The 25,886-nt window shown below is 56.5% G+C and carries 24 protein-coding genes; 15 read left to right on the top strand and 9 right to left on the bottom strand.

The features are described from left to right. Positions 1 to 4 precede the first annotated feature (4 nt). The 10 genes from murD (at position 5) to lpxC (ending at position 11,374) form a co-directional block, all read left to right on the top strand. Positions 5 to 1,516, top strand: coding sequence for a UDP-N-acetylmuramoyl-L-alanine--D-glutamate ligase (gene murD, locus VN114_RS10500; protein ID WP_325514616.1), 1,512 nt, complete (start codon positions 5 to 7; stop codon positions 1,514 to 1,516). Further along, positions 1,513 to 2,721: a putative lipid II flippase FtsW gene (ftsW, locus tag VN114_RS10495; protein ID WP_325514614.1), complete on the top strand. Its 1,209-nt coding sequence runs from the start codon at positions 1,513 to 1,515 to the stop codon at positions 2,719 to 2,721. The genes murD and ftsW overlap by 4 nt, the downstream gene beginning before the upstream one ends. Beyond that, positions 2,718 to 3,806 (top strand): undecaprenyldiphospho-muramoylpentapeptide beta-N-acetylglucosaminyltransferase, encoded by a 1,089-nt coding sequence (gene murG, locus VN114_RS10490; RefSeq protein ID WP_325514612.1) that lies wholly within the window; start codon positions 2,718 to 2,720, stop codon positions 3,804 to 3,806. The genes ftsW and murG overlap by 4 nt, the downstream gene beginning before the upstream one ends. Continuing rightward, a complete protein-coding gene (gene murC, locus VN114_RS10485; RefSeq protein ID WP_325514610.1) occupies positions 3,803 to 5,212 on the top strand; it encodes a UDP-N-acetylmuramate--L-alanine ligase in 1,410 nt (469 codons plus the stop codon). Before murG ends, murC begins: the two co-directional genes overlap by 4 nt. Next, a complete protein-coding gene (locus VN114_RS10480; RefSeq protein ID WP_325514608.1) occupies positions 5,209 to 6,195 on the top strand; it encodes a D-alanine--D-alanine ligase in 987 nt (328 codons plus the stop codon). Before murC ends, VN114_RS10480 begins: the two co-directional genes overlap by 4 nt. Positions 6,196 to 6,202: 7 nt before the next feature. After that, entirely contained in the window at positions 6,203 to 6,970 is a 768-nt protein-coding gene (locus VN114_RS10475; RefSeq protein WP_325514606.1) for a cell division protein FtsQ/DivIB, read from the top strand. Positions 6,971 to 6,980: 10 nt separating this feature from the next. Next, the gene (ftsA, locus tag VN114_RS10470) at positions 6,981 to 8,213 is read left to right on the top strand and encodes a cell division protein FtsA (RefSeq protein ID WP_325514604.1); all 1,233 of its coding nucleotides are present in this window, start codon (positions 6,981 to 6,983) and stop codon (positions 8,211 to 8,213) included. Between the two features lie 135 nt (positions 8,214 to 8,348). After that, positions 8,349 to 9,539: a cell division protein FtsZ gene (gene ftsZ, locus VN114_RS10465; RefSeq protein ID WP_325514602.1), complete on the top strand. Its 1,191-nt coding sequence runs from the start codon at positions 8,349 to 8,351 to the stop codon at positions 9,537 to 9,539. 217 nt (positions 9,540 to 9,756) lie between these two features. Next, positions 9,757 to 10,260, top strand: a complete 504-nt coding sequence (locus tag VN114_RS10460) for a peroxiredoxin (protein WP_325514600.1) — start codon at positions 9,757 to 9,759, stop codon at positions 10,258 to 10,260. Positions 10,261 to 10,438: 178 nt separating this feature from the next. Further along, the gene (gene lpxC / locus VN114_RS10455) at positions 10,439 to 11,374 is read left to right on the top strand and encodes a UDP-3-O-acyl-N-acetylglucosamine deacetylase (RefSeq protein ID WP_325514598.1); all 936 of its coding nucleotides are present in this window, start codon (positions 10,439 to 10,441) and stop codon (positions 11,372 to 11,374) included. A gap of 69 nt (positions 11,375 to 11,443) precedes the next feature. Here lpxC and VN114_RS10450 read toward each other — a convergent pair whose 3' ends face one another. Continuing rightward, positions 11,444 to 11,944, bottom strand: a complete 501-nt coding sequence (locus tag VN114_RS10450) for a DciA family protein (protein WP_325514596.1) — start codon at positions 11,942 to 11,944, stop codon at positions 11,444 to 11,446. A 50-nt stretch (positions 11,945 to 11,994) separates the two neighbouring features. On the opposite strand from VN114_RS10450, the gene VN114_RS10445 reads away from it, so the two are divergent. The 5 genes from VN114_RS10445 (at position 11,995) to VN114_RS10425 (ending at position 18,766) form a co-directional block, all read left to right on the top strand. Further along, on the top strand, positions 11,995 to 12,951 hold the full coding sequence (locus VN114_RS10445) for a M23 family metallopeptidase (RefSeq protein WP_325514594.1): 957 nt from the start codon (positions 11,995 to 11,997) through the stop codon (positions 12,949 to 12,951). 198 nt (positions 12,952 to 13,149) lie between these two features. Continuing rightward, a complete protein-coding gene (gene secA / locus VN114_RS10440; RefSeq protein ID WP_325514593.1) occupies positions 13,150 to 15,918 on the top strand; it encodes a preprotein translocase subunit SecA in 2,769 nt (922 codons plus the stop codon). Between the two features lie 176 nt (positions 15,919 to 16,094). Beyond that, complete coding sequence (gene argJ / locus VN114_RS10435; RefSeq protein ID WP_325514591.1) at positions 16,095 to 17,330, top strand: bifunctional glutamate N-acetyltransferase/amino-acid acetyltransferase ArgJ; 1,236 nt, start codon at positions 16,095 to 16,097, stop codon at positions 17,328 to 17,330. Positions 17,331 to 17,383: 53 nt separating this feature from the next. Next, positions 17,384 to 18,253: an ATP-binding protein gene (locus tag VN114_RS10430; RefSeq protein ID WP_325514589.1), complete on the top strand. Its 870-nt coding sequence runs from the start codon at positions 17,384 to 17,386 to the stop codon at positions 18,251 to 18,253. Positions 18,254 to 18,346: 93 nt separating this feature from the next. Then, entirely contained in the window at positions 18,347 to 18,766 is a 420-nt protein-coding gene (locus VN114_RS10425) for an NUDIX domain-containing protein (protein WP_325514587.1), read from the top strand. Positions 18,767 to 18,801: 35 nt separating this feature from the next. Here the strand turns inward: VN114_RS10425 and VN114_RS10420 are convergent, their stop codons facing one another. From VN114_RS10420 to VN114_RS10385, 8 genes are all read right to left on the bottom strand, one after another. Further along, positions 18,802 to 19,002, bottom strand: coding sequence for a DNA gyrase inhibitor YacG (locus VN114_RS10420; protein WP_325514586.1), 201 nt, complete (start codon positions 19,000 to 19,002; stop codon positions 18,802 to 18,804). A gap of 7 nt (positions 19,003 to 19,009) precedes the next feature. After that, positions 19,010 to 19,765 (bottom strand): cell division protein ZapD, encoded by a 756-nt coding sequence (gene zapD / locus VN114_RS10415; RefSeq protein WP_325514585.1) that lies wholly within the window; start codon positions 19,763 to 19,765, stop codon positions 19,010 to 19,012. 201 nt (positions 19,766 to 19,966) lie between these two features. Then, positions 19,967 to 20,581 (bottom strand): dephospho-CoA kinase, encoded by a 615-nt coding sequence (gene coaE / locus VN114_RS10410; protein WP_414694215.1) that lies wholly within the window; start codon positions 20,579 to 20,581, stop codon positions 19,967 to 19,969. Between the two features lie 4 nt (positions 20,582 to 20,585). Further along, positions 20,586 to 21,446, bottom strand: a complete 861-nt coding sequence (locus VN114_RS10405) for an A24 family peptidase (protein ID WP_325514582.1) — start codon at positions 21,444 to 21,446, stop codon at positions 20,586 to 20,588. A gap of 139 nt (positions 21,447 to 21,585) precedes the next feature. Continuing rightward, positions 21,586 to 22,818, bottom strand: a complete 1,233-nt coding sequence (locus VN114_RS10400; RefSeq protein ID WP_325514581.1) for a type II secretion system F family protein — start codon at positions 22,816 to 22,818, stop codon at positions 21,586 to 21,588. 18 nt (positions 22,819 to 22,836) lie between these two features. Next, positions 22,837 to 24,561 carry a type IV-A pilus assembly ATPase PilB gene (gene pilB, locus VN114_RS10395; RefSeq protein WP_325514580.1) on the bottom strand — a complete coding sequence of 575 codons (1,725 nt, stop codon included), beginning with the start codon at positions 24,559 to 24,561 and terminating at the stop codon, positions 22,837 to 22,839. 174 nt (positions 24,562 to 24,735) lie between these two features. After that, complete coding sequence (ispB, locus tag VN114_RS10390; RefSeq protein ID WP_325514828.1) at positions 24,736 to 25,686, bottom strand: octaprenyl diphosphate synthase; 951 nt, start codon at positions 25,684 to 25,686, stop codon at positions 24,736 to 24,738. Beyond that, the coding region (locus VN114_RS10385; protein ID WP_325514838.1) for a hypothetical protein at positions 25,652 to 25,886 on the bottom strand (235 nt) is incomplete at its 5' end. The genes VN114_RS10385 and ispB, both read right to left, overlap by 35 nt.

Genomic DNA, 25,886 nt, shown 5'->3' with positions numbered 1-25,886 from the left:
ATACATGAACTACGCAGGCAAACATTTTCTGGTGCTCGGCCTTGGTGAATCGGGGCTGGCGATGGCGCGGTGGCTGCAACGCTGCGGCGCCAAGCTGCGCGTTGCCGATACGCGCGCCACACCAGACCGCCTGCCGCAATTGCGAGAGATTGCACCGAATGCCGAATTTGTCGGTGGCGACGGTTCTGCAACATTCACTGCTTCGCTGCTGGATGACATCGATGTCGTCGTGGTCAGTCCCGGATTGATGCCGGAGCGTGAACTGGCCGCCATCATCCCGGCAGCAGAAGAAAAAAACATTCCTCTGTGGGGCGAAATCGAACTGTTCGCGCAGGCACTGGCTGCGTTGAAAGAAGAGCGTGACTACACACCGAAGGTCATTGCGATCACCGGCACCAACGGCAAGACAACGGTGACGAGTCTGACCGGATTGCTGTGCCGCCGCGCCGGCCTGACGGTGGAAATCGCCGGCAACATCAGTCCGGCCGCGCTCGATCGCCTGTGCGATGTGCTCGATGGCGACCAATTGCCGCAGGCATGGGTGCTCGAGCTGTCGAGCTTCCAGTTGCACACCACGCATTCGTTGCAGGCCGATGTCGCCACGGTTCTGAACGTGACGCAGGATCATCTCGACTGGCACGGCGACATGGACGCCTATGCCAGCGACAAGGCACGCATCTTCGGCGCCAATACGGTGCGTGTATTGAATCGCGACGATGCGGTCGTCATGCAGATGGCATCACCGCTTGCGTCCGTGATCACGTTCGGTATCGATGAAGCAGAGCAGGCGGATTGCTTTGGCCTGGTCGATGAAAACGGCATGCGTTGGCTGTCGGTCGGCGTTGCCGACGAAGAATTGCCGCAGAAGCGCCGCAAGAAGGGCGATGCCGAAATCGAAGTGGATGTCTCGACGAAGAAGCTGATGCCGGTCGATGCATTGAAAATTCGCGGCCAGCACAATGCCGTCAATGCGTTGTCGGCGCTGGCGTTGTGTCGTGCGATCGGATTGCCGATGGCGCAACTGCTGCATGGCTTGCGCGATTATCAGGGCGAACCGCATCGCGTCGAACATGTGACCACGATCGGGGGCGTCGATTACTACGATGACAGCAAAGGCACTAATGTCGGCGCAACGGTTGCGGCATTGAACGGACTGGGAGCGAATCAAGACGCTTCACAACAACTGGTGCTGATCGCCGGGGGCGATGGCAAGGGACAGGATTTTTCGCCGCTGGCCGAGCCGGTTGCCAAGTATGTGCGTGCCGTTTTGCTGATCGGCAAGGATGCCGGCAATATCCGCGACGCGATTCAATCGACGAATGTGACCCTGGTCGATTGCGCGACGCTGGAAGAAGCGACACAGAAAGCCGCAGAACTGGCGCAGTCGGGTGATGCCGTATTGCTGTCGCCGGCTTGCGCCAGCCTCGACATGTTCAGGAATTACGCCCATCGCGCTCAGGTATTCGTCGATACCGTGCGTGAAATCGGTTTGTCCCGCGGCGAGGTGAGCGCATGAAGCTGGCGCTGCCATCTTTTTCGCGCGCCACGGCAACGAAGGCCGTGGGCAGTCTCGAGCAACGCTCGAAGATGATGGCGTACGACCAGCCGTTGGTGTGGGTCGTGTTGCTGCTGATGCTGTTCGGCATGGTGATGGTGTATTCCGCATCGATCTCGCTGCCGGATTCGCCGAAGTATGCGCGTTACGACAATGCGCACTTCCTGACGCGACAGGCAATGTTCATTTGCGTCTCGCTGTTTGCAGGATTGCTGGCGTTCCGCGTGCGTATCGAAACCTGGCAGAAACTCGCGCCCTATCTGTTCGTCGGAACGTTGATTCTGTTGATCATGGTGCTGATTCCTGGCGTCGGCAAAGGCGTGAACGGTGCGCGTCGCTGGCTGTCGTTTCACGTTTTCAATCTGCAGCCGTCAGAATTGATGAAGCTGTTCGTCGTGCTGTACGCCGCGGATTACACCGTGCGCAAGCAGCAGGTGATGCACAAGCTGACAAAGGGTTTCATGCCGATGACGCTGGCGATCGGCTTCGTTGGTTTGTTGCTGTTGCTGGAGCCGGATCTCGGCGCGTTCGGCGTCATCGTCTGCATCGCGATGGGCATCCTGTTCCTGGGCGGTATCAACGGCATCTGGTTCGGCGGCATCGGTGCGACGCTGGTCGGCATTTTCAGTCTGGTGATCGTGCTTTCGCCATGGCGCCGCGAACGTATTTTTGCGTACCTGAATCCGTGGGAAGAAAACAATGCACTGGGCAAGGCGTATCAGTTGTCGCATTCGCTGATCGCTTTCGGTCGCGGCGAATTGTTCGGCGTCGGTCTTGGCGGCAGTGTCGAGAAACTGCATTACCTGCCGGAAGCGCATACCGACTTCCTGCTGGCAGTGATCGGCGAGGAGCTCGGCTTTGTCGGTGTGCTGCTGGTCGTGGTCCTGTTCTACTGGCTGATCAAGCGCGCATTCGAAATCGGCCGTCAGGCAATTGCAATGGATATGACCTTCGCCGGTTTGACTGCAAAAGGTATCGGTATCTGGATCGGCGTGCAGGCGTTCATCAATATGGGCGTCAATCTCGGCCTGTTGCCGACGAAGGGTTTGACGTTGCCGCTGATGAGTTACGGCGGTTCGGGTGTGCTGATCAACTGCATCGGTCTGGCGATTCTGTTGCGCATCGATTATGAGAATCGTGTGCTGATGCGCGGAGGTCGTGTATGAGCGCGCAAGAAAAAAAACTACTGATCATGGCAGCGGGAACCGGTGGTCATATTTTCCCGGGACTTGCGATCGCCGACACGATGCGCAAGCGCGGCTGGCAGGTGACATGGCTCGGTACGTCGCATGGCATGGAAGGCGATCTGGTGCCGAAGCACGGCATCGAGATGGACACGATCGAATTCAGCGGTCTGCGCGGCAAGGGCTTGATGCATACGGTGAAGGGCGCATTCCGCCTGCTGGCAAGTTTCGGTGCGTGTCGCTCGATTCTCGGTCGTCGCAATCCGGATGTCGTGGTGGGCATGGGTGGTTACGTCACCGTGCCGGGCGGATTCATGGCGAGACTGCGCGGTATTCCGCTGGTGCTGATCAATGCGGATGCAGCGCTGATGCTGTCGACGAAGACACTGGTGTCGTCAGCGCAACGCGTATTGTTCGGTTTTCCTGCAGATTTCGGTGCGGCTGCCGACAAGGCGATCGTGACCGGTAATCCGGTGCGGGCAGAAATCAGCACATTGCCAGAACCGGTGCAACGTTATAGCGGTCGAAGCGGCGTGCTGAATATTCTTGTGGTCGGCGGCAGTCTGGGCGCACAGGTGCTGAACGACGCATTGCCGGCAGCGCTGGCGCTGATTCCAGCCGAACAACGGCCGCGTGTCACGCACCAGTCGGGCAAGAAGAATATCGATGCGTTGCGTTCTAACTATGCGCAGGCGCAGGTCGAGGCGGAAGTGGTCGACTTCATCGACGACATGCCGCGTAGGTATGCGGAAGCGGACCTGGTGATCTGCCGTGCCGGCGCCATCACCGTTTCGGAACTGACTGCGGCGGGCGTCGCCAGTGTGCTGGTACCGCTGCTGGTCTCGACCACCACGCATCAACGCGACAACGCGCAATGGATGGCGCAGCAGCAGGCGGCGATTCATTTTCCGCAAAGCGAATTGAATGCACAACATCTGGCCGATTTGCTGCAGGGGCTGACGCGCGAACGATGCCTGCAGATGGCGAAAGCAGCTTATGAAAACGGACGGCGCGACGCGAACACGACGATTGCCGACGTACTGGAACAACTGGTGAAAGCAGCATGAAACACAAAGTCAAAAACATTCACTTCGTCGGTATCGGCGGCAGCGGCATGAGCGGCATTGCCGAGGTATTGCTGAATCTCGGCTACACGATATCCGGCTCGGACCTCGGCAGTAATGTTGCGACGCGCCGTTTGATCGAACTCGGCGCCAAAATCACGCTCGGCCATGCCGCGGAAAACGTTGTCAACGCGGATGCCATTGTCACGTCGACTGCCGTCAAGGCCGACAATCCGGAAGTTGTCGCTGCGCGCGAAAAACATATTCCAATCGTGCCGCGCGCGATCATGCTCGGCGAATTGATGCGCCTGAAGCAGGGCATCGCCATTGCCGGCACGCATGGCAAGACCACGACCACCAGCCTGGTTGCCAGCATTCTGGCCGAAGGCGGACTGGATCCGACATTTGTCATCGGTGGCGTATTGAACAAGGCAGGGGCGAATGCACGTCTTGGTACCGGTGAATTCATCGTGGTGGAAGCCGACGAATCGGATGCATCGTTCCTGAATCTGTCGCCGGTGATCGAAGTCATCACGAACATCGATGCCGATCACATGGAAACCTACGATCACGACATCGAGAAACTGAAGCAGGCGTTCGTCGAATTCACGCAACGCCTGCCGTTTTACGGTGTCGCCGTCTTGTGCATCGATGATCCGACTGTACGTGAAATCATGCCGCGCATCGCCAAATTCGTGACGACCTACGGGTTCCATGAAGAGGCAGAAGTGCGCGCGACCGACGCGAAGGCGGTCGACGGTCAGATGCAGTTCACCGTGATCCAGAAAGGCTATGCACCGATGCAGGTCAGCCTGAATCAGCCGGGCATGCACAACGTGCAGAACGCCTGTGCCGCGATCGCGATTGCACGGGAGCTCGGTGTCGACGATTGCGCAACACAAAAAGCGTTGACGGAATTCAATGGCGTCGGTCGTCGCTTCACGCGTTACGGAGAAATAAGTATTCGCGATGTCAACGGCAAAGCCGCAGGGACGTTTGCTCTGGTCGATGACTACGGACATCACCCGGTGGAAACGGCCGCAACGCTGGCGGCAGCACGCGGTGCTTATCCGGATCGCCGGCTGGTGCTCGCATTCCAGCCGCATCGCTATACGCGAACCCGAGATTTGTTTGAGGATTTCGTCAAGGTACTGTCGGCAACGGACATGCTGGTGCTGGCGGAAGTGTATGCGGCTGGCGAGCAACCGATCGTCGCGGCGGATGGTCGTACGCTGGCACACGCGCTGCGTGTGGCGGGCAAGGTCGATCCGGTGTTTGTCGAAGATATCGCCGACATGCCGGCCACGATCATGAATGTCATTCGGGATGGCGACGTCCTGATCACGATGGGAGCCGGCTCGATCAGCGGTGTTCCGGCAAAGGTAATGCAGATGCAGGTTCAATCATGAGTGCAGCAGAATTGAAAAATGAATTCGGCAAGGTCGGCGTGCTGTTCGGCGGTCGTTCCGCGGAGCGCGAGGTTTCGCTGATGTCGGGCAACGGCGTGTTGAACGCATTGCGCAGCAAGGGCATCGATGCGCATCCGTTCGATCCGGCCGAGCGCAGTCTGGCCGAACTGGCCGCGGAAAAATTCGATCGCGTTTTCATCGCCTTGCATGGCAGCTACGGCGAGGACGGTACGTTGCAGGGTGCGCTGGAACAGCTTGGTATTCCGTACACCGGTCCGGGTGTGATGGCTTCCGCGATCGCGATGGACAAGATCATGACCAAGCGCATCTGCATGAGTCATGGTGTGCCGACGCCGAAGTTTGTCGCGCTGGATGCAAGCGCCACGTCGGCTGCGCGTTTGCGGGAAGTTGCCAGTGAACTCGGCCTGCCGCTTATGCTGAAAGCACCACATGAAGGTTCGACGATCGGTATTGCGCGTGTGGAAGATGCGGCAGGTTTGCAGGCCGGTTTCGACCTGTGCGCCAAATACGACAGCGTGGTGCTGGCAGAACAGTTCGTGAAAGGACGTGAGTTGACGGTGCCGGTGATCGGCAGCGGTCGCAATGCACGTGCGTTGCCGATCGTCGAGATCCGCGCACCGCAAGGCAATTACGACTACCAGCACAAGTATTTCAGCGACGACACGCAGTATCTGTGTCCGGCGCCCTTGGACGAGGCATTCACGAAGCGCGTGCAGAAACTGGCGGTCGATGCATTCAATGCGGTCGGTTGTACCGGCTGGTCGCGTGTCGATTTCATGGTGCGCGAATCGGACAACGAGCCGTTCCTGCTGGAAATCAATACCTCGCCCGGCATGACGAGTCATTCGCTGGTGCCGATGTCGGCCAAGGTGGCGGGCACGGTGTATGAAGATTTGTGCGTTGAAATTCTGCGGTTGGCCAGACTGGATCTGAAGCCTGCGCAGCATGTAAAGAAAGATTGATATCGCCATGTGGCAAGACATCAAGATGCTGAACGCAACTGCCAATGCCCTGTTCGGGCTGGTTGCGCTCGCTCTGGTTTCCGCCTTGCTGTGGTGGGTGGCGCAACGGCCGTATTTCACGCTGAAGGTGATCCGGATCGAAGGGACGCAGCAGGAGCAGTTGCGGCACATCAATCCACTGACGGTACGCAGTGCAGCGCTGGCCAATATCAAGGGCAATTTTTTTACGGCGAATCTGGATACGGTGCGTCAGGCATTCGAATCCGTGCCGTGGGTGCGCAAGGCGACGGTGCGTCGCGAATGGCCGAACCAGTTGACGGTAACGCTGGAAGAGCATCGGCCATTGGGTACGTGGGGCGATGACGGCAAGTTGCTGTCAACGAAGGGCGATGTCTTTGTCGCCAACCTGGCGGAAGCTGAAGAGGATGCGCGCCTGCTGGAATTCAGCGGCCCGGTCGGCAGCGAAAAGGAAGTCGTTGCCCGGTTGCAGGACCTGAATGTGTGGTTTGCTCCATTGAGCCTGTCGGTCGAATCACTGGATCTGTCAGGCCGTTATGCATGGACGATGACGTTGAATAATGGTGTCACGGTGGAATTGGGCAGGGAAAAAAGCAGTACGACGTTGAAGGAGCGCGTCGACAGGTTGATCGGAATTTATCCGCAACTGGTCGACCGCTTGCAGAACCGGATTGAAAGTATCGACATGCGTTATCCGAACGGTCTGGCATTGAAGGCAGAAGGCCTGACCGCAGGATTGGACAGTAAAAAAAAGTAAGCGGAACAACATGACTAAAGACGCAAAAAACCTGATCGTTGGCCTCGACATCGGCACCTCGAAAGTGGTCGCCGTGGTGGCGGAGGTGCTGCCGAATGGCCGTCACGAAGTGATCGGCCTGGGGCAGCACGAGTCCAAGGGATTGAAGAAAGGGGTCGTCGTCAATATCGAGGCGACGGTCGAATCGATCCAGAGCGCGCTGGAAGAGGCCGAACTGATGGCCGACTGCAAGATTCGCAATGTGTATACCGGCATTGCCGGCAACCATATTCGCAGCTTCAATTCGAGCGGCATGGTGGCGATCAAGGAGAAGGAAGTCACTGCGACCGACGTCGCGCGCGTGATTGAAACCGCGAAGGCAGTCAATATTCCGACCGACCAGCAATTACTGCACACTGTGCCGCAGGAATTCATTGTCGATAATCAGGAAGATGTGCGTGAACCAATCGGCATGAGCGGCATCCGACTCGAGGTCAAGGTGCACATCGTTACCGGTGCGGTGTCCGCGGTCCAGAACATCGTCAAGTGCATTCGTCGCTGCGGACTCGAAGTATCGGATCTGATTCTGCAACCGATGGCATCCGCGGATGCGGTGTTGACACCGGATGAAAAGGAACTGGGCGTAGTACTGATCGATATCGGCGGCGGCACGACCGACGTGGCGATTTTCACCGAAGGTGCGATTCGCCATACGGCTGTAATCCCGATCGCCGGCGACCAGATCACCAACGATATTGCGATGGCAGTACGTACACCGACGGCGGAGGCGGAAGAAATCAAATTGCGTTACGGCATGGCGAAGCAGGTGCTGGCCGATCCGGGCGAAACGCTGGAAGTGCCGGGACTTGGCGATCGCGGTTCGCGCGCGCTGTCACGCCAGGCACTGGCCGCCGTGATCGAACCGCGCATCGAAGAGTTGTTCTCGCTGGTGCATCAGGTGGTACGCGAATCCGGTTACGAAGAAGTGCTGTCGTCCGGCATCGTCCTGACCGGCGGCACCGCGATGATGCCCGGCATGGTCGAGCTGGCCGAAGATATTTTCCTCAAGCCTGCGCGTTTGGGTACGCCCGAATACAACGGCCAGTTGGCAGATGTAGTCCGCAGTCCGCGTTACGCAACGGTGTTGGGTTTGTTGTTGGAAGCGAAAAAGCAGTATCTGCGTGGACACAGTGTCACGCGGCAGGATGGATCGGCGACGGCGCTGGTGCGTCGCATGAAGGAATGGTTCCTCGGTAATTTTTGATTCTGGTTTGCGTATTTATATAGTCAGTCTTTAATTTTATTTTTAATTTTGTATCAACCAGCAGTTAGCAGTTGCTAGTCGCCACACCGCGTGGTGCCTATCAACTGGGAACTGCAACTTTATGAAGGAAATATCATGGAAATCGATATGCTCGAAAATGCCTCCCAAGGTACGATTATCAAGGTTGTCGGTGTCGGTGGTGCCGGCGGTAACGCAGTGCAGCACATGATCAACAAGGGTGTGTCCGGCGTTGAATTCATCGCCGCCAATACCGATGCGCAAGCACTGGAGCAGTCGAAGGCGCACAACGTGATCCAGATCGGCGATACCGGTCTGGGCGCAGGGATGAAACCAGCGGTCGGTCGCCAACTGGCGGAAGAATCGCGCGCGCGCATCGAAGATGCACTGCGTGGCGCACACATGGTCTTCATCGCAGCCGGCATGGGCGGCGGTACCGGTACCGGTGCTGCACCGATCGTTGCGCAGATCGCAAAAGAGCAGGGTGCATTGACGGTGGCAGTCGTCTCCAAGCCGTTCTCGTACGAAGGCAAGAAATGCATGGACATCGCAGACGAAGGTCTGGAAGCGCTGGGCCAGCACGTCGATTCGCTGATCGTCATCCTGAACGAAAAGCTGGAAGAGATCTATGAAGACGACAGCATGATCGAATGGCTGCAACACGCCGATGACGTGCTGAACAACGCGGTTGCCGGTATCGCCGAAATCATCAACGTACCGGGCCACATCAACGTCGACTTCAATGACGTGAAAACGATCATGGGCGAACAAGGCAAGGCAATGATGGGTACGGCGACGGCGCAAGGCGTCGATCGTGCACGCATCGCGGCCGAACAGGCGGTCGCTTCGCCATTGCTCGACGGTATCGACCTGTCCGGCGCACGCGGCGTACTGGTCAACGTGACGGCAAGCCGTGGTCTGAAAGGTAAAGAGATCAAGGAAGTCATGGCGACCGTTCGCGCATTCGCCGCACCGGATGCATCGATCGCGCAAGGTATCGCGTACGACGATGACATGGGTGACGATATCCGCGTGACCGTCGTTGCAACCGGTCTGGGCCGTGCGCGCAAAGGTGTGCAACTGGTGCAGACGCCGATGCTGCGCACCGGTACGCACAACGAACCGATGATGGCCAATACCGGCATGAGCGCAGGCATGACGCAAGGCAGCGCGCAACCTGCATTCGACGGTTTGAAGGCGCCGGCTGTATGGCGTCGTGAATCGGCATCGGACACGGTCCGTGCTTTGGAAAAGAACGGCATGGAAACCTATGACATTCCGGCTTTCCTGCGCAAGCAGGCCGACTGAACGCTGACCAAGCAGCGTTGCCCTGAATGACCGACGCATTGTCGCCGGTCATGTTTCCGCCCGGCAGTTGATGAGGAACTTGTCAAATTGCCTGCAAAAAAAGACGGAACAAGGCATACTTCGCTCTTCACGCCGCGCCTCGTGCGCGGCGTTTTTCCGCTTGGCATGGCCGTTCTATCCGGTTCGCCTTTCTGTTTATTTATAGAGGATTCAAAAAATGACGATCAAAGTTGGTGATCAGCTGCCAGAAGCGCGGCTCGCAGAATACAAAGACGTAGCCACCGAAGGCTGCTCGATCGGCCCGAACAAGGTCATGGTGCACGAAGCCACCCAAGGCAAGAAAATTGCAATTTTCGCCGTACCTGGCGCATTCACCCCGACCTGCTCCGAACAACACGCGCCTGGCTACATCAAGGCTGCGGACCAGTTCAAAGCCAAAGGCGTGGACGAAATCTGGTGTATCTCCGTCAACGATCCATTCGTGATGGGTGCATGGGCACGCGATCAAAAAGCCAACGACAAAGTCCGCTTCATCGCTGACGGCAGCGGCGTCTTCACCAAGGCACTGGGTCTGGAATTCGATCTGACCAAAGGCGGCCTGGGCGTGCGTTCGCAACGTTATTCGATGCTGGTCGACAACGGTACCGTCAAGGTCCTGAACGTGGAAGACAGCGGCCATCTGGAAACGTCGACTGCAGAACAACTGCTGAGCCAGATCTGATTTCGGATCGCTCGACAGGAAAACGGCGCTTCGGCGCCGTTTTTACATTCGGCATGTCAACGTGCACCTAAGCAAATCGTTTGAAAAGGTCTGGAGAGCTGTTGTTTTGATGGCATTCTCTAGCCGGCTGCGGCCCTTGATCCAAGCGCGTTAGCTATATTGATTGCTATAATTTCTCATGCTCAAACAACGCACCATCAAACAGCTCGTCAAGTCCGTCGGCGTCGGTCTGCATTCCGGTACCAAGGTCGAACTGACCTTGCGTCCGGCGCCGATCAACACCGGCATCATCTTCCGTCGCATCGATCTCGATCCACCGGTTGTGTTGCCTGCGCGCGCCACCGATGTCGGCGATACGCGGATGGCATCGACCTTGCAGCAAGGCACGGCCAAAGTCTCCACGGTTGAACATCTGATGTCGGCATGTGCCGGCCTCGGCATCGACAATCTCTATGTCGATCTGACGGCGGAAGAAGTACCGATCATGGACGGCTCGGCATCGTCCTTTGTCTTTCTGCTGCAGCAGGCCGGTTTGCAGGAGCAGGAAGCTGCCAAGAAATTCATTCGCATCAAGAAGCCGGTCGAAGTACGTCACGGCAGCGGCGATCGCGAAATCTGGGCACGACTGGAACCGTATGAAGGTTTCAAGCTCAAGTTCTTCATCGAATTCAACCATCCCGCCGTCGATGGCACGGGGCAAACGGCCGAGATCGATTTCAGCTTCGAGTCCTATGTAAAAGATGTCGCGCGTGCGCGTACCTTCGGCTTCATGCAGGATATGGAAACCTTGCGCGGGCTTGGGCTGATTCGCGGCGGTTCGCTGGAAAACGCGATCGTGATGGATGAGTACCGCATCCTGAATACCGATGGTCTGCGTTACGACAACGAGTTCGTGCGACACAAGATTCTGGATGCGATCGGCGATCTCTATCTGGTCGGTTATCCATTGATTGCCGCGTACAACGCACACAAATCCGGCCACATGCTGAACAACCTGCTGGTGCGTGCCTTGCTCGAGCAACCGGATGCCTATGAAATCGTCGAGTTCGAGCGGATCGAAACCGCGCCGAAGGACTATGCGCGCCAGGCCGGGCTTGAATGGGCATTGAGCTGATGCTCTTTGGGCAGGGCGGCTTTGACGTCGCCGTGCAATTGCCATCCCTTCTGTATAAACCCCGACAATCTATTTTGTGCCGCGATGGTGTTTGACCATCATGGCGACGGCTGCCTTCAAGGTGCGATTGCGTGGCGAATCGTCCAGCGCGGCGTCCAGTTCCGCGAACGCGGAAACAGCCTGAACCGGCAGCGCCGGTTTGACGGAAGTCTTTGATTTTGCTGGAATTTTGCCAACTTGCACTTTGAGACGGATTGCGCTAACCTGCCATCCCCGCTGCAGCAGTTCGTCTTGCAACTTGGGCAATTGCTGTTTGAGTCTTGCGGCCAGCGCGGCGTTCGGCACAGATAGAACCAGCTGGCTCGCTTCGAATTGCAGCACGTCGCACTGCGAGAACAGCGCAGGCAGCGCCGCTGCACAATCCTTTTGCAGTGATGCCATGCGCGCGACAGCGGGTAGCAGCGTGGCCAGCTTGTCGTGAGAGCGCAGAAATTCCGCTGCGCCTTTCGCCGGTTTCGACGAAGAGGCGCTTGGCTTGAATGGGGTGAATGAGGATGGACGCATCGTCATGAAACCTTATCACACCTCGTCTGCGGCAGGCGAGGATCAGGGGAGTTGCGATGCAGATCATTTTGTTGCACCCGCGTTTTACGCATGCCAAGTCAGTCACGCTGACGCGTCGGCATCTGCTGCTTTGCCTGATCGGTTTCGTTCTCGCGGTCATTTGCGGTGCTTTGCTGCTTTCCTATCTTGCATTAAGTCACGCATCGGACATGCCGGCCCCGGTGCGCAGCATGATGGTCTCCGCTTCCGGCTCTGAAGAAGCCAACAAGGATAAATTTCTCAAGGAAAACCTGGCGTTGATGGCGCGCCGACTCGGCGAAATGCAGGCGCAACTGATGCGACTGGATGCGCTGGGCGAACGCGTGCAGGGTCTTGCCGGCGTCAAGCCGACCGAATTCAATTTCGGGGATTCGCCGGGCCGTGGCGGCATGGAGCCCAGTATGGACGGTACCAGCAGTCGTGATCTGACGATATCGGAATTCCAGGCCTTGCTCGATTCAATGGGACACGATCTCGAACGTCGTTCCGATTACATGAACGTTGTCGAGTCCACCTTGATGACGGACAAGATCAAATCCAAGCTGCTGCCGACCAGCCAGCCGGTCAATGTCGCTTATAACGCATCCAGTTTTGGCTGGCGGCTCGATCCGTTCACCGGACGCAGTGCAATGCATGAAGGCATCGACTTCGCCGCGCCGGTCGGTACGCCGATCGTGGCGGCTGCCGGCGGTGTCGTGACGGTGGCGGAATTCCATCCGCAATACGGCAACATGCTGGAAATCGATCACGGCAACGACGTCATTACCCGCTATGCGCATACCTCGCGCATCCTTGTGCATGTCGGTGACATCGTGCGACGCGGTCAGCGTGTCGCCGATATCGGCACGACCGGACGATCGACCGGGCCGCATCTGCACTTTGAAGTGCGGATCAAGGGCGTTGCGCAAGACCCGCGCAAATTCCTGGCGGCCGGCGCCAATCAGGCCAAGGTTGCCGCGCTGGTCGCCAAATAGCCTCGGCACGGAGGCGGTCACTTTGCGCCATTGTTCGCGCTCTTTTCCGGCAGCTATTGTTTCCGCATTGATCGGCACAATATGCCGGAAAACCACATGATAGAATCCGCAATTTAGCCCACAGCCCGATTTGGCGCAGTCATATGATGTATTTTGTCTGCGGCGATAGTTTTCAGGCGTCTTTTTTAGAATCCAAGCATGTCATTACTGACCCAGATTTTCGGTAGCCGCAATCAGCGCCTCATCAAGCAATATCAGAAGACCGTTCGCGACATCAATGCGCTCGAACCGATGCTGGAGAAACTGTCGGACGAGGAGTTGAAGGCCAAGACGCCTGAATTCAAGGAACGTCTTGCCAAGGGCGAAAACATCGACGCGATGTTGCCCGAAGCATTTGCCGTCTGCCGCGAAGCCAGCAAGCGCGTGCTGAAGATGCGCCACTTCGACGTGCAGATGATCGGCGGCATGACACTGCATTACGGCAAGATCGCCGAGATGGGGACGGGCGAAGGCAAGACGCTGATGGCGACGCTGCCTGCATATTTGAATGCACTGACGGGCAAGGGCGTGCACGTCGTCACGGTCAACGATTATCTGGCGCAGCGCGATGCCGAATGGATGGGCATTCTGTATGGCTGGCTTGGCCTGACGACCGGCGTCAACCTGTCGCAGGTCGATCATGACGCCAAGCAGATTGCCTACAACGCCGATATTACCTACGGCACCAACAACGAATTCGGCTTCGATTATTTGCGCGACAACATGGTCTACGATTCTGCCGATCGCGTGCAGCGCGGTTTGCATTTCGCCGTGGTGGATGAGGTCGATTCGATCTTGATCGATGAAGCGCGTACGCCGCTGATCATTTCCGGTCAGGCGGAAAATCATACCGACCTGTATCACAAGATCAATGAAGTGCCGCCGTTGCTGACGTTGCAGATCGGCGAGGAAACGCCGGACGGCAAGGGCAAGGTTGAAGTGCCGGGCGATTACACCAAGGATGAGAAAGCGCATCAGGTGTTGTTGACGGAAGCCGGCCATGAAAAAGCCGAACAGATTCTGACGCGCATGGGCTTGCTGGCCGACGGTGCTTCGCTCTATGACGCTGCGAATATTTCACTGATCCATCATCTGTATGCGGCATTGCGTGCGCATACGCTGTATCACAAGGACCAGCATTACGTTGTGCAGAACAACGAAGTCGTGATTGTCGACGAATTTACCGGTCGCCTGATGTCGGGACGCCGCTGGTCGGACGGTTTGCATCAGGCAGTCGAAGCGAAGGAACACGTCAAGATTCAAAACGAGAATCAGACGCTGGCATCGATTACGTTCCAGAACTATTTCCGCATGTACGGCAAGCTGGCCGGCATGACCGGTACTGCCGATACCGAAGCCTACGAATTCCAGGAAATCTACAATCTTGAAACGGTGGTGATTCCGCCGAATCGTCCAAGCCAGCGCAAGGACCGTCAGGATCAGGTCTACAAATCGTCCGATGAAAAATACGGCGCAATGCTGAAGGATATTCAGGATTGCTACGAGCGCGGTCAACCGGTGCTGGTCGGCACGACCTCGATCGAAAACTCCGAACTGCTGTCCGGCATTCTTGCCAAGGCAAAATTGCCGCACAACGTGCTGAATGCAAAGCAGCATGCGCGCGAAGCAGAGATCATTGCGCAGGCGGGACGTCCGCAAGCGATCACGATCGCGACCAACATGGCTGGTCGCGGTACCGATATCGTCCTTGGCGGCAATGTCGCCAAGCAGATTCAACTGCTGGAATCCAACGACCAATTGAGCGATGCCGACAAGGCAGCGCAGTCGGAGAAACTGCGTACCGAATGGCAATCGCTGCACGACCAGGTGGTGGCGGCGGGCGGTTTGCACATTATCGGCACAGAACGTCACGAATCGCGTCGCGTCGATAACCAGTTGCGCGGTCGTTCCGGTCGCCAGGGCGATCCTGGCTCGTCGCGTTTCTACCTGTCGCTGGATGACGCGTTGCTGCGTATCTTTGCCGGCGATCGCGTGCGTGCGATCATGGACCGTCTGAAGATGCCGGAAGGTGAACCGATTGAAGCCGGTATCGTGTCGCGCTCGATCGAATCGGCGCAACGCAAGGTCGAAGCGCGCAACTTCGATATTCGCAAGCAATTGCTGGAATACGACGACGTTGCCAACGATCAGCGCAAGGTCATCTATCAACAGCGTAACGAACTGCTGGAAACGCAGGACGTCGGCACGCTGATCACTTCCCTGCGTCAAGGCGTCTTTACCGAACTGTTCCGTCTGTACGTGCCGGAGCAATCGATGGAAGAGCAATGGGACCTGCCTGCGCTCGACAATGCCTTGCGTGACGAATGGCAGCTTGATCTGTCGATGGCTGCCTTGCTGGAAAGCGAACCGAACATCACCGACGAGGAAATGCTCGAACGCCTGCTGAAAACAACGGATGAGGCGTACGAAGCGAAGATTGCCGTCGTCGGCCGTGAATCCTTTGCCGGTTTCGAACGTAGCGTGATGTTGCAGGCAGTCGATTCGCACTGGCGCGAACATCTGGCAGCGCTTGATCATCTGCGCCAGGGTATCCATCTGCGCGGTTACGCGCAGAAAAATCCGAAGCAGGAATACAAGCGCGAGGCATTTGAATTGTTCGGGCAGATGCTGAACCTGATCAAGGATGAAGTTGTGCGTACCGTGATGACGGTGCGTATCCAGTCGCGCGAGGAAATCGATGCGGCCGAAGCACAGCTGGCACAATCGCACGTGGAAAATGTGCATTACCAGCATGCCGATTTCGACGCGAATGCCGCCCCGGAAGAGCTTCTCGCGCCGACCGCGGTTCCTGACGATGCCGGAACGTCGAAACCGCATGTCAACACATTGCCGAAAGTCGGCCGCAACGATCCTTGCCCATGCGGCAGCGGCAAGAAATACAAGCAGTGTCACGGCCGTCTCGCGTAAAGCATTGCGGAGTTTGATTGCGAAGGGCGGGGAATCCCGCCCTTTTGTTTTTTCTCGACGGGTTTTCGTCTGCAACCTGCCGTCAACTGTGTTGAACCGATGCGTTTACAATAACGATCCGATTTCAATGATTCGCTTCGCGAATATCTTCTCAACCACTTTCCCTGAAAAACGCCATGGCCGTTAATCTTCCTCTCCCGATTCCTGAAAATCTGACTGCCGTCGCCGGTATCGAACTCGGCCACGCCGAAGCCGGTATACGCAAGGCCGACCGCAAGGATTTGCTGGTGATGAAACTGGCGCCGACGGCAACAGTGGCTGGCGTATTCACGAAAAACCGTTTTTGCGCGGCGCCTGTTCAGTTGTGCAAGGAACATCTGGCCGGTCTGCGCCCCGGCGCACCGATTCGGGCGCTCGTCGTCAACACCGGTAATGCCAATGCCGGTACCGGCGAGAGTGGTTTGGCGAAGGCAAAAGAGACATGTGCAGCGCTGGCCGATTTGCTGGGATGCGCGCCGACGCAGATTCTGCCATTCTCGACGGGTGTGATTCTCGAACCGTTGCCGGTAGATCGTCTGGTGGCAGGTCTGCCGAAAGCGATCAGCAATCTGAAAACCGATAACTGGCATAATGCCGCCCTGTCCATCATGACTACCGACACACAGCCGAAGGCGGCATCGAGCAAGGTCACGATCAATGGCCAGACGATCACGTTGACCGGCATCAGCAAAGGCGCGGGCATGATCAAGCCGAACATGGCGACCATGCTCGGGTTTCTGGCGACGGACGCCAAGGTGGCACAACCTGTTCTGGATCGTCTGGTAAAGGACGTGGCAGATCGTTCATTCAACTGCATCACGATCGATGGCGATACATCGACTAATGATTCGTTCATCGTGATTGCGACGGGTACTGCTGCTGTCGAAGTGAACGCAATCGATACGCCGGAATACAAGGCACTATTCGCCGCCGTGCAGGCACTGGCACAGGCGTTGGCGCAAATGATTGTGCGTGATGGCGAAGGCGCAACGAAATTCATCACCGTGACTGTTGAAGAAGGGCGCAATGTCGAGGAATGTCGCAAGATCGCCTATTCGATCGCGCATTCGCCATTGGTCAAGACCGCCTTCTTCGCCTCCGATCCCAACCTCGGCCGTATTCTGGCGGCAATCGGCTACGCCGGCGTCGACGATCTCGATGTCACGCAACTGAACCTGTATCTGGATGATGTCTGGGTCGCAAAGAACGGCGGCCGCAATCCGGATTATCAGGAAGCCGACGGCCAGCGCGTGATGAAACAGAGCGAGATCACTATCCGGGTCAGGCTCGGTCGCGGCGATGCAGTATCCACTATCTGGACCTGCGATCTGTCGCATGAATATGTGACGATCAACGCGGATTACCGGTCGTGATCCTGTGCCGAAACGTGTTTCGGCTTTGCTCACTTCAATAAAGATTTGATCCCATGACTCAACTTGAACAATTCCTGACCCGCGCTGAAGCATTGCTCGGACGTCTTGAAACACTGCTGCCGCCAACAGCGGCCGAACCGGACTGGGGCGCAGGCATTGCCTTTCGCTGGCGCAAATCGAGTGGTGGTCGCGGTTACCTGCAGCCAGTGGCCCACCTGTCGCCGATCGCTTTGGATGATCTGCATAATATCGGCCCGCAAAAAGAACAGATTGAGCAAAACACACGGCAATTCGTCGAAGGTTTGCCGGCCAATAATGTGTTGCTGACCGGCGCACGCGGTACCGGCAAGTCATCGCTGATCAAGGCGTGCCTGAATCAGTTTGCAGATAAGGGATTGCGTTTGATCGAGGTCGATAAAAGCGATCTGGGCGACCTGGCCGATATCGTCGATATGGTCTCGAAGCGGCCGGAACGTTTCGTCGTTTTCTGCGACGATCTGTCGTTCGAGGAAGGCGAGGGCGGCTACAAGGCATTGAAGGTCGCGCTGGATGGCAGCGTGTCCGCACAATCGGACAACGTGCTGATTTATGCAACGTCGAACCGTCGGCATCTGCTGCCGGAACGCATGTCGGACAACGCTGGTTATCACCACAGCGACGATGGCGATCTGCATCCGGGCGAAACGGTCGAGGAAAAGATTTCGCTATCCGAACGCTTCGGTCTGTGGGTCACGTTCTATCCGTTCAAGCAGGACGATTATCTGGACATCGTCGGTCACTGGCTGTCGCACTTCGGTTGCAATGCGCAGCAGATCGAGGAGGCGCGAGCCGATGCATTGCGCTGGGCGTTGCAGCGCGGCTCGCGTTCCGGCCGCGTGGCTTGGCAATTCGCCAAGGACCATGCCGGAAAAATGAATAAGTAACCTCTATTGACCTGCGATTGCGTGATGCAATCGCAGGTGTTCCTTGCGGGATTTTTGTCGCAGTCGTCCTTTCTTTTATCTTCTGTTCACATCATGTCCGACTCCCCCAACAATGCAACGCAACCGATTGACGTTGCTGTCGGCATTCTGATGAAACCGAATGGTGACGTGCTTCTGGGGCAGCGACCGGACGGCAAGCCGTATGCCGGATACTGGGAATTTCCCGGCGGGAAGGTGGAATCCGGTGAGGCGATACTCGATGCGCTGAAGCGTGAGTTCGTCGAAGAGTTGGGAGTGCAGGTATTGTCGGCAGAGCCGTGGTGTGGCGTCGAACATGTCTATCCGCACGCGCATGTGCGACTGCACTTCTACATCAGCCGCGACTGGCAAGGTGAGCCGCAAAGCCTGGAGAACCAGGCATTCGCCTGGCAGGGAAGTGTCGGCGTAGAACCCTTGTTACCGGCGACGGTGCCGTTGATTGAATGGCTGGACAGGCTGCGCTATCCGGGCTGATTGAGTCGCGTCGGTTATTGCCGTCGCTGATAGCTTCAGGTTTTGGATTGCGGGGATGGCGGCGCGTCGTCTTCGAAATCATCCAACGGATTGACGACCGGAATCACATATTTTTCTTCAGCCCACGCACCCAGATCGATCTGGCGGCAACGGTCCGAGCAGAATGGACGAAACTTGTTCGCTTCGGTCCATTCGACCTTGGTACCGCAGGTGGGGCAATCGACAATGGTGGCCATCTTGGTCTTAGAAACTGCAGAGACTGAGTTCGAACGGCACATCGCCTTCGAGTGGTTTCGGTTTCATGTCCCCGCCTTGCGAGGTGAAGCGAACCCACAGCATGTATTTGTTGGCTGAAATCTCCGGAATTGCTCCCATCGTTTCATCAATGTTCAGACGCAGCATTTGATATGTTTTCCCTTGCAGCATTTGCTGATAGCTGCCGGATTGCGCGATCATCTTTACCGGGCGACCGGATTCGCGCAGCAGGCGCAATACCATTGCAATGGCATCGAACAGCGGTGCCAGCGGCGTAAACCATTTCTGGATATCGGCAATGCGTTGTTCGGCCGAATCATGCTGCCACGCGTAATACGACGGCAGGTCGAATTCGCAGGCGCCGCCTGGAATGATCGTGCGACCTCGGATGCTCATCAGCCATTCGTTCTCGCGGATGTGCTGGCCGGTTTTGCCTTGTGACGCGACCAATGCGGTGCTGATGCGGTCGATGTCAAAGAGGATGGCGTCCAGCATTTCTGCTTCGACATTGGGATTGGATTTGAAGCCGAGCAGGGTTTGCTTCTGGCGTTCCAGTTCCTGCAGCAGATCCGATTTGAGGTCGGCGCGTCCGGCAACTTCCAGCATTTCAAAAATGGTGGAAAGGGCGACATGATGGTGTTGCGGGTGGTCATGACCAATGAAGAAAGCGAATTTCTCGTACAGGTCTTCCAGCCGCAACAACGTGCGAATACGCTCGTTGAAAGGGTACTCGTAGACAATCAAGGTGGCATCCCTTTAAAGTTAAAACCCGGGCGGTGCAGTGTATATACAGCAATTGTGTGATTCTGACCGAAGCCGGGACAAAATACAAATGCGTCAGGCCGTTTTGCCGCCAGACAGCAGTGCGTGGCATGAACGCGTCCCATGTGACCTGGCCTGGTCCAGTGGTAGACAGGCGATTCTGCCTGACGTTCAGCAGCCTCGTTAATTGCGTGCGAGGGAGATATATCGTTGATGCAGTCGCTCTACCTGGACCGGTAGTGCTTCCGTGTTGTCGTCATTGACAATGACGTCGTCCGCAGCGGCCAGCCGGATTGCGCGCGAAACCTGTGTCGCCATTATCGTCCGCACCTGCTGCTCCGTGAGGCCATTGCGCTGCATGACGCGGCGAACTTGCACTTCCTCAGGGCAATCGACGACCAGTACACGCGCGACACGTTCTTTCCACACTCCGGATTCGACCAGCAGAGGCACGACGAACAATGGATAAGCTCCCTGAGCCTCGGACGCGGCACGCTCGGTTTCTGTCCTTATCAGAGGGTGAAGAATGGCTTCCAGCTGCTTTTTTGCTGCAAGGTCGCCAAATACCGCTTCACGCATTTTTGCCCGGTCCAGGGCGCCGTTCGCCGCAATGAAGGAAGGACCAAATGCTTGCCGGATGGGTTCAATCGCAACACCGCTGGCCGCGGTCAACTGATGTGCAATCAGATCGGTATCGATGACACTGGCGCCAAGCGCGGCAAACAAGTCGGCAACGGTGCTTTTTCCGCTGCCGATGCCGCCGGTGAGGCCGACGGAGAATCTTGGCACAGGGGTCATGTGTTCAATAGAATCCGAGATAGGTTTGCGTCAGTGTTTTGCCGTACAGCAAAGCCAGCAGCCCGGCTGCTGCCAGATACGGACCGAAAGGGATTGGAATGTCGCGTCCGCGTCTTGCCAGCAGGATCAGCGCGATGCCGACAACAGCACCGACAGCCGACGATAACAGAACGATGACTGGCAGCATTTTCCAACCCAGCCAAGCTCCCAGCGCAGCCAGCAGCTTGAAATCGCCATAGCCCATACCTTCCTTGCCGGTTACGAGCTTGAACAGCCAGTATATCGACCATAAGCTGAGATAACCGGCTACCGCTCCGATGACCGCTTCGGACAGCGGAACAAACGTACCGTTCAGGTTGATCAGCAGTCCCATCCACAAAAGCGGCAACGTCAGATCGTCCGGAAGCAGCTGTGTATCGGCATCGATGAAGGTCATTGCAATCAACAGGCCGGTAAAAACCAGTGTGCCGATTCCCATCAGGCCGCTGCCGAAATGCCAGATCATCAGGGCGGAAAGCAACCCGGTCAGCAATTCGATGATCGGATAACGCAACGAGATCGGTGTTTTGCACTCCGAGCATTTTCCTCCAAGGACGGCATAACTGATGACGGGGATATTTTCCAGCGCCGTGATCTGATGACCGCATTGCGGACAAGCCGAACGCGGCACCATCAGGTTGTAGCGGTCTTCGTGCGGCAGCGGTTTGCCGCTTTCGCTGGCAACGTAGTTATCTGATTCACGCTGCATCATCTTCGGGATGCGATGGATGACAACGTTGAGAAAACTGCCGATCAATAGGCCGAAAATGCCGGCAATCACGGTGGGTAAAAGACTGGCAGGTGCGGCGAAAAAGATTTGATTCATGGAATGCGTGTCTGGGTTAGGACAATACAGGGCATATGGTTCGCGGACGAAGCACTGTCCGCTTTGTGTCACTACTTGCAGAAACGACGATGCAGGCAACGCGCAATCAATGCACGTTGCCTGCGTCTCCCGTATTGGTTTATACGACCGAACCCAGTTTGAAGATCGGCAGGTACATGGCGATCACCAAACCGCCGATCAGCACGCCCAGAATGACCATGATCAATGGTTCCATCAGGCTGGACAGGGAAGCGACGGCTTCATCGACTTCTTCTTCGTAGAAGTCGGCGACTTTGCCGAGCATGCTGTCGAGCGAACCGGATTCCTCACCGATCGCCACCATTTGCGTCACCATGTTCGGGAAAACATCGGCATTCTGCATGGCGACGGTCAGGCTGGTACCGGTGCTGACCTCCGTTTGAATCGCCTTGGTGGCATCCAGATAAACCGCATTGCCGGAAGCGCCGCCGACCGAGTCCAGCGATTCGACCAGCGGAACACCGGCTGCAAACATTGTCGCCAAAGTACGGGTCCAGCGTGCGATCGTGGCCTTACGAATGACCGCGCCGAAGATCGGCAGTTTCAGCAGCAGGCGATCCATGGTGCGCTGCATTTTCAGCGAACGCTTCCACGACTGGAAGAACAGGTACAGTCCGGCGAACAGCAGGCCAAAAATGATGTACCAGTAGGCGACGAAGAAGTCGGAAATCGCCATGACCATCAGTGTCGGCGCAGGCAAATCGGCACCGAAGCTTTTGAACACATCCTTGAATGCAGGTACAACCCAGATCATGATGACGGCGGTCACAATGAAAGCAACCGCCAGAATCGAGACCGGATAGAACAGAGCCGATTTGATCTTGCCCTTGATTGCCAGCGTTTTTTCCTTGTAGACAGCCAACCTTGTCAGCAGATCTTCGAGAATACCGGCCTGTTCGCCGGCAGCAACCAGGTTGCAGAACAATGGATCAAAATACAGCGGGAATTTGCGGAATGCCTGGTTCAGGCTGGTACCCGTTTCGACATCGCCGCGAATATCCTGAATCAATTTGGAAACAGACGGATTATCGTTGCCCTTGGCTACAATATCGAACGACTGCAGCAATGGAACGCCAGCCTTCATCATGGTGGCGAGCTGGCGGGTGAACAGCGTGATGTCCTTTTCGGAAACCTTCTTGCCGCTGCGATAGGCTTTCTTTTTAACCTTGGTGACGACGACGCCTTGTCTTCTCAATGTGGCATTTACCACGGCCTCGCCGCCGGCGCGTAGTTCGCCGCGAACAACCTTGCCGGTTTTGTCTCTGCCCTCCCAGGCGAAAACGGATTCCTTGGCCAGTGTTGCTCCTCCTGCCTTGCGTGCTGACGTTGCCATCCATCGACCTCTGTTTTTTTAAGTGTTGGTGCAGCCGAGAATTTCTTCCAGACTGGTAAGTCCCTGTTTAACCTTGATCAAGCCGGATTCGCGCAAGGTATTGACGCCTTCTTTTCTGGCCTGCTCTTCGATTTCGATTGCTGTTGCGTGATTCAGGATCAGGCGTTCGATTTCTTCTGTGATCGGCATGATCTGGTAAATGCCGACGCGGCCTTTGTAGCCGCTGCCATTGCAGCGCTCGCAACCGACCGGTTTGTAGGGAAGCCACGTCCCGTCCAGATCATCTTCCTTGAAGCCTGCATCCAGCAATGCCTCGTCGGGAATCGTCGTCGTTTGCTTGCAAGAGCAGAGTCGACGCGCCAGACGCTGCGCCGTAATCAGAATAACGGATGACGCGATGTTAAATGGGGCAACGCCCATGTTCATCAGGCGCGTCAGCGTAGCTGGAGCATCGTTGGTGTGTAGCGTGGAAAACACCATGTGACCGGTTTGGGCAGCCTTGATGGCAATGTCCGCAGTTTCCAGATCACGAATTTCGCCGACCATGATGATGTCGGGATCCTGACGCAGGAAGGCTTTCAGTGCGACTGGAAATGTGAGTCCGGCACGATCGTTGACATTGACCTGATTAACACCGGGAAGATTGATCTCCGCAGGATCTTCAGCCGTCGAAATATTGATGCCGGGTTTGTTCAGGATATTCAGGCAGGTATACAGCGAAACGGTTTTGCCGGAGCCTGTCGGTCCCGTGACAAGCACCATCCCGTATGGGCGGTGAATGGCATTGAGCAGCGTTTCTTTCTGATCTGCGTCGTAGCCGAGTGCCTCGATGCCCATCTGGGCTTGCGAACCATCCAGGATACGCATGACAATCTTTTCGCCGAACAGGGTCGGCAGCGTACTGACACGAAAATCGATGGAACGCGTTTTCGACATGACCAGTTTCATGCGACCGTCCTGCGGTACGCGTTTTTCGGAAATGTCGAGTTTGGAAATGACCTTGATACGTGAAGCAAGTTTTTCCTTGATGGCCAGTGGTGGCTGGGCGATATCGCGCAGGACGCCATCAACGCGGAAACGGATGCGGTAAAACTTTTCGAACGGTTCGAAGTGAAGATCGGACGCGCCCTGGTTGATCGCGTCGACCAGAATCTTCTGGAGGAATTTGACGACCGGAGCGTCATCGATATCCACCGCTGCACCGTCTGCCACGACGACTTCGTCTTCGGCGAAATCGATGTTGTCGAGGTCGTCGCCTATCAGTTCGTTCAGATCCTGCTCGGCGCTTTGTACAAGTTTTTCGATCAGTTTGAGCAAAACCGCGTGGTCGACAATGATCGGCTCGACCGTCAACTGGGTCTGGAACTTGATCTGATCCAGCGCCTGTGAATTGGTCGGGTCGGAAATCGCAACGGAAACCTTGTTGCCGCGTTTTGCAAGAGCAATGACGCGCTGGCTTTGCATCAATTTCGGGTCAAGGATCTTTTCAGGCAAGACGCCGGAATTGAATGCCGCCAGGTCCATTAACGGATAGCCGAAGGTTTCCGAACAGAAGGCAGCCAGTCGTGGCGCATCGATCGCATCGCTTTTCAGCAGGATGTCGACGAATGGGATTTTTTCGCTAACGGACTGTTTGGTGATGCTGTCAGCTTGTTGCTGAGTCAGCTTTCCCGCCTGGAGAAGCGCGCGGGCAAGGCCGGGCATCGAGGTGCCGGATGCCGAAGTAGGAGGGACTGCAGCCATGTATCTATGCCGAAAGGGTCGATGCATCAAAGGTGCATCAGATAATGCCTCCGGGCATCTGTTTTGTAAAGATAAGGCCGGGAATTGTTACTTTTTTGCGTGATTGCGACACGGGTCCATGCAGATACGAGACATGTTGCGTCCGACAGGATATGCGGCCGGCCGGACAGAGCGTCAATGGTTGCGATGAACGGCAAACACACTCAGTTTAAGCAAAGCTTCCTTGAATGTATTGTTCGGCAATTCGGCAATCGATGCGGCGGCCGTAGCAGCTGCGTCTTCGGCCTTGCGTTTCGTGTAATCGAGGGCGCCGGATGTGGTGACGGCGCTTAGTACCGCGTCGAAATGCTGCTCATCGCCGTTTTCTATGCAACCGCGCACCAGCGCACGTTGTTCGGGTGTTCCGTGTTCCATCAGGTAGATCAGCGGCAGGGTCGCCTTGCCTTCGCGCAGATCGTCGCCGACATTCTTGCCGATATCTTCGGCCTGGCCTGAATAATCCAGTACATCATCGATCAGCTGGAATGCGGTGCCAAGCGAGCGACCATATTCGGCAGCGGCTACAATCTGTACATCGTTTGCCCCTGCAATCAGTGCGCCGAGTTGCGCTGCCGCCTCGAACAGCTTGGCTGTCTTGGAGCGAATGACCTGCGTGTAGCGTTCTTCCGAAACGTCCGGATCGTGCATGTTCAGCAACTGCAGTACTTCGCCTTCGGCAATCACGTTGGTGGCGTCCGCCAGAATCTGCATGATGCGGATGTCGCCGACAGAAACCATCATCTGGAAAGCGCGGGAATAAAGAAAATCGCCAACCAGAACAGAGGCGGCATTGCCGAACAGGGCATTGGCCGTTTTGCGCCCGCGTCGCAACGATGACTCATCGACAACATCGTCATGCAACAGCGTTGCCGTGTGAATGAATTCCACCACGGCCGCCAGTTGATGATGATCCGTGCCGCGATAGCCATATGCATTGGCCATCAGAAGAACCAGAACCGGCCGGATACGCTTGCCGCCTGCGCTGATGATGTAGTCGGCGATCTGGTTGACCAGAGCCACTTCGGAATGAAGTTTCCGGCGAATGACGCCGTCAACAGCGGTTAAATCGTCGGAAATGGGCTGGATAAGCAGGTTTTGTGCAGTCGGGGCGGAAGCGGAAACCAAGATAAGCCTGATCAAAAGCGTTAATTTCACGAATTATACGATGATGGCCGGGGAAAAACGCGTGTTCCTTGGCGTCCGGAGAACGGGGTATTGCTTGAAACACACGTTGTTTCAGAATACCGACAGTCTTTGACCACGGTGATAAGTCCATGTATAATTTG

It is taken from the genome of Oxalicibacterium sp., assembly GCF_035565035.1.
Classification (GTDB): Bacteria; Pseudomonadota; Gammaproteobacteria; order Burkholderiales; family Burkholderiaceae_D; genus Oxalicibacterium.
Note: the sequence above shows the minus strand (reverse complement) of the source record. Positions and strands in the feature narration are given on the sequence as shown.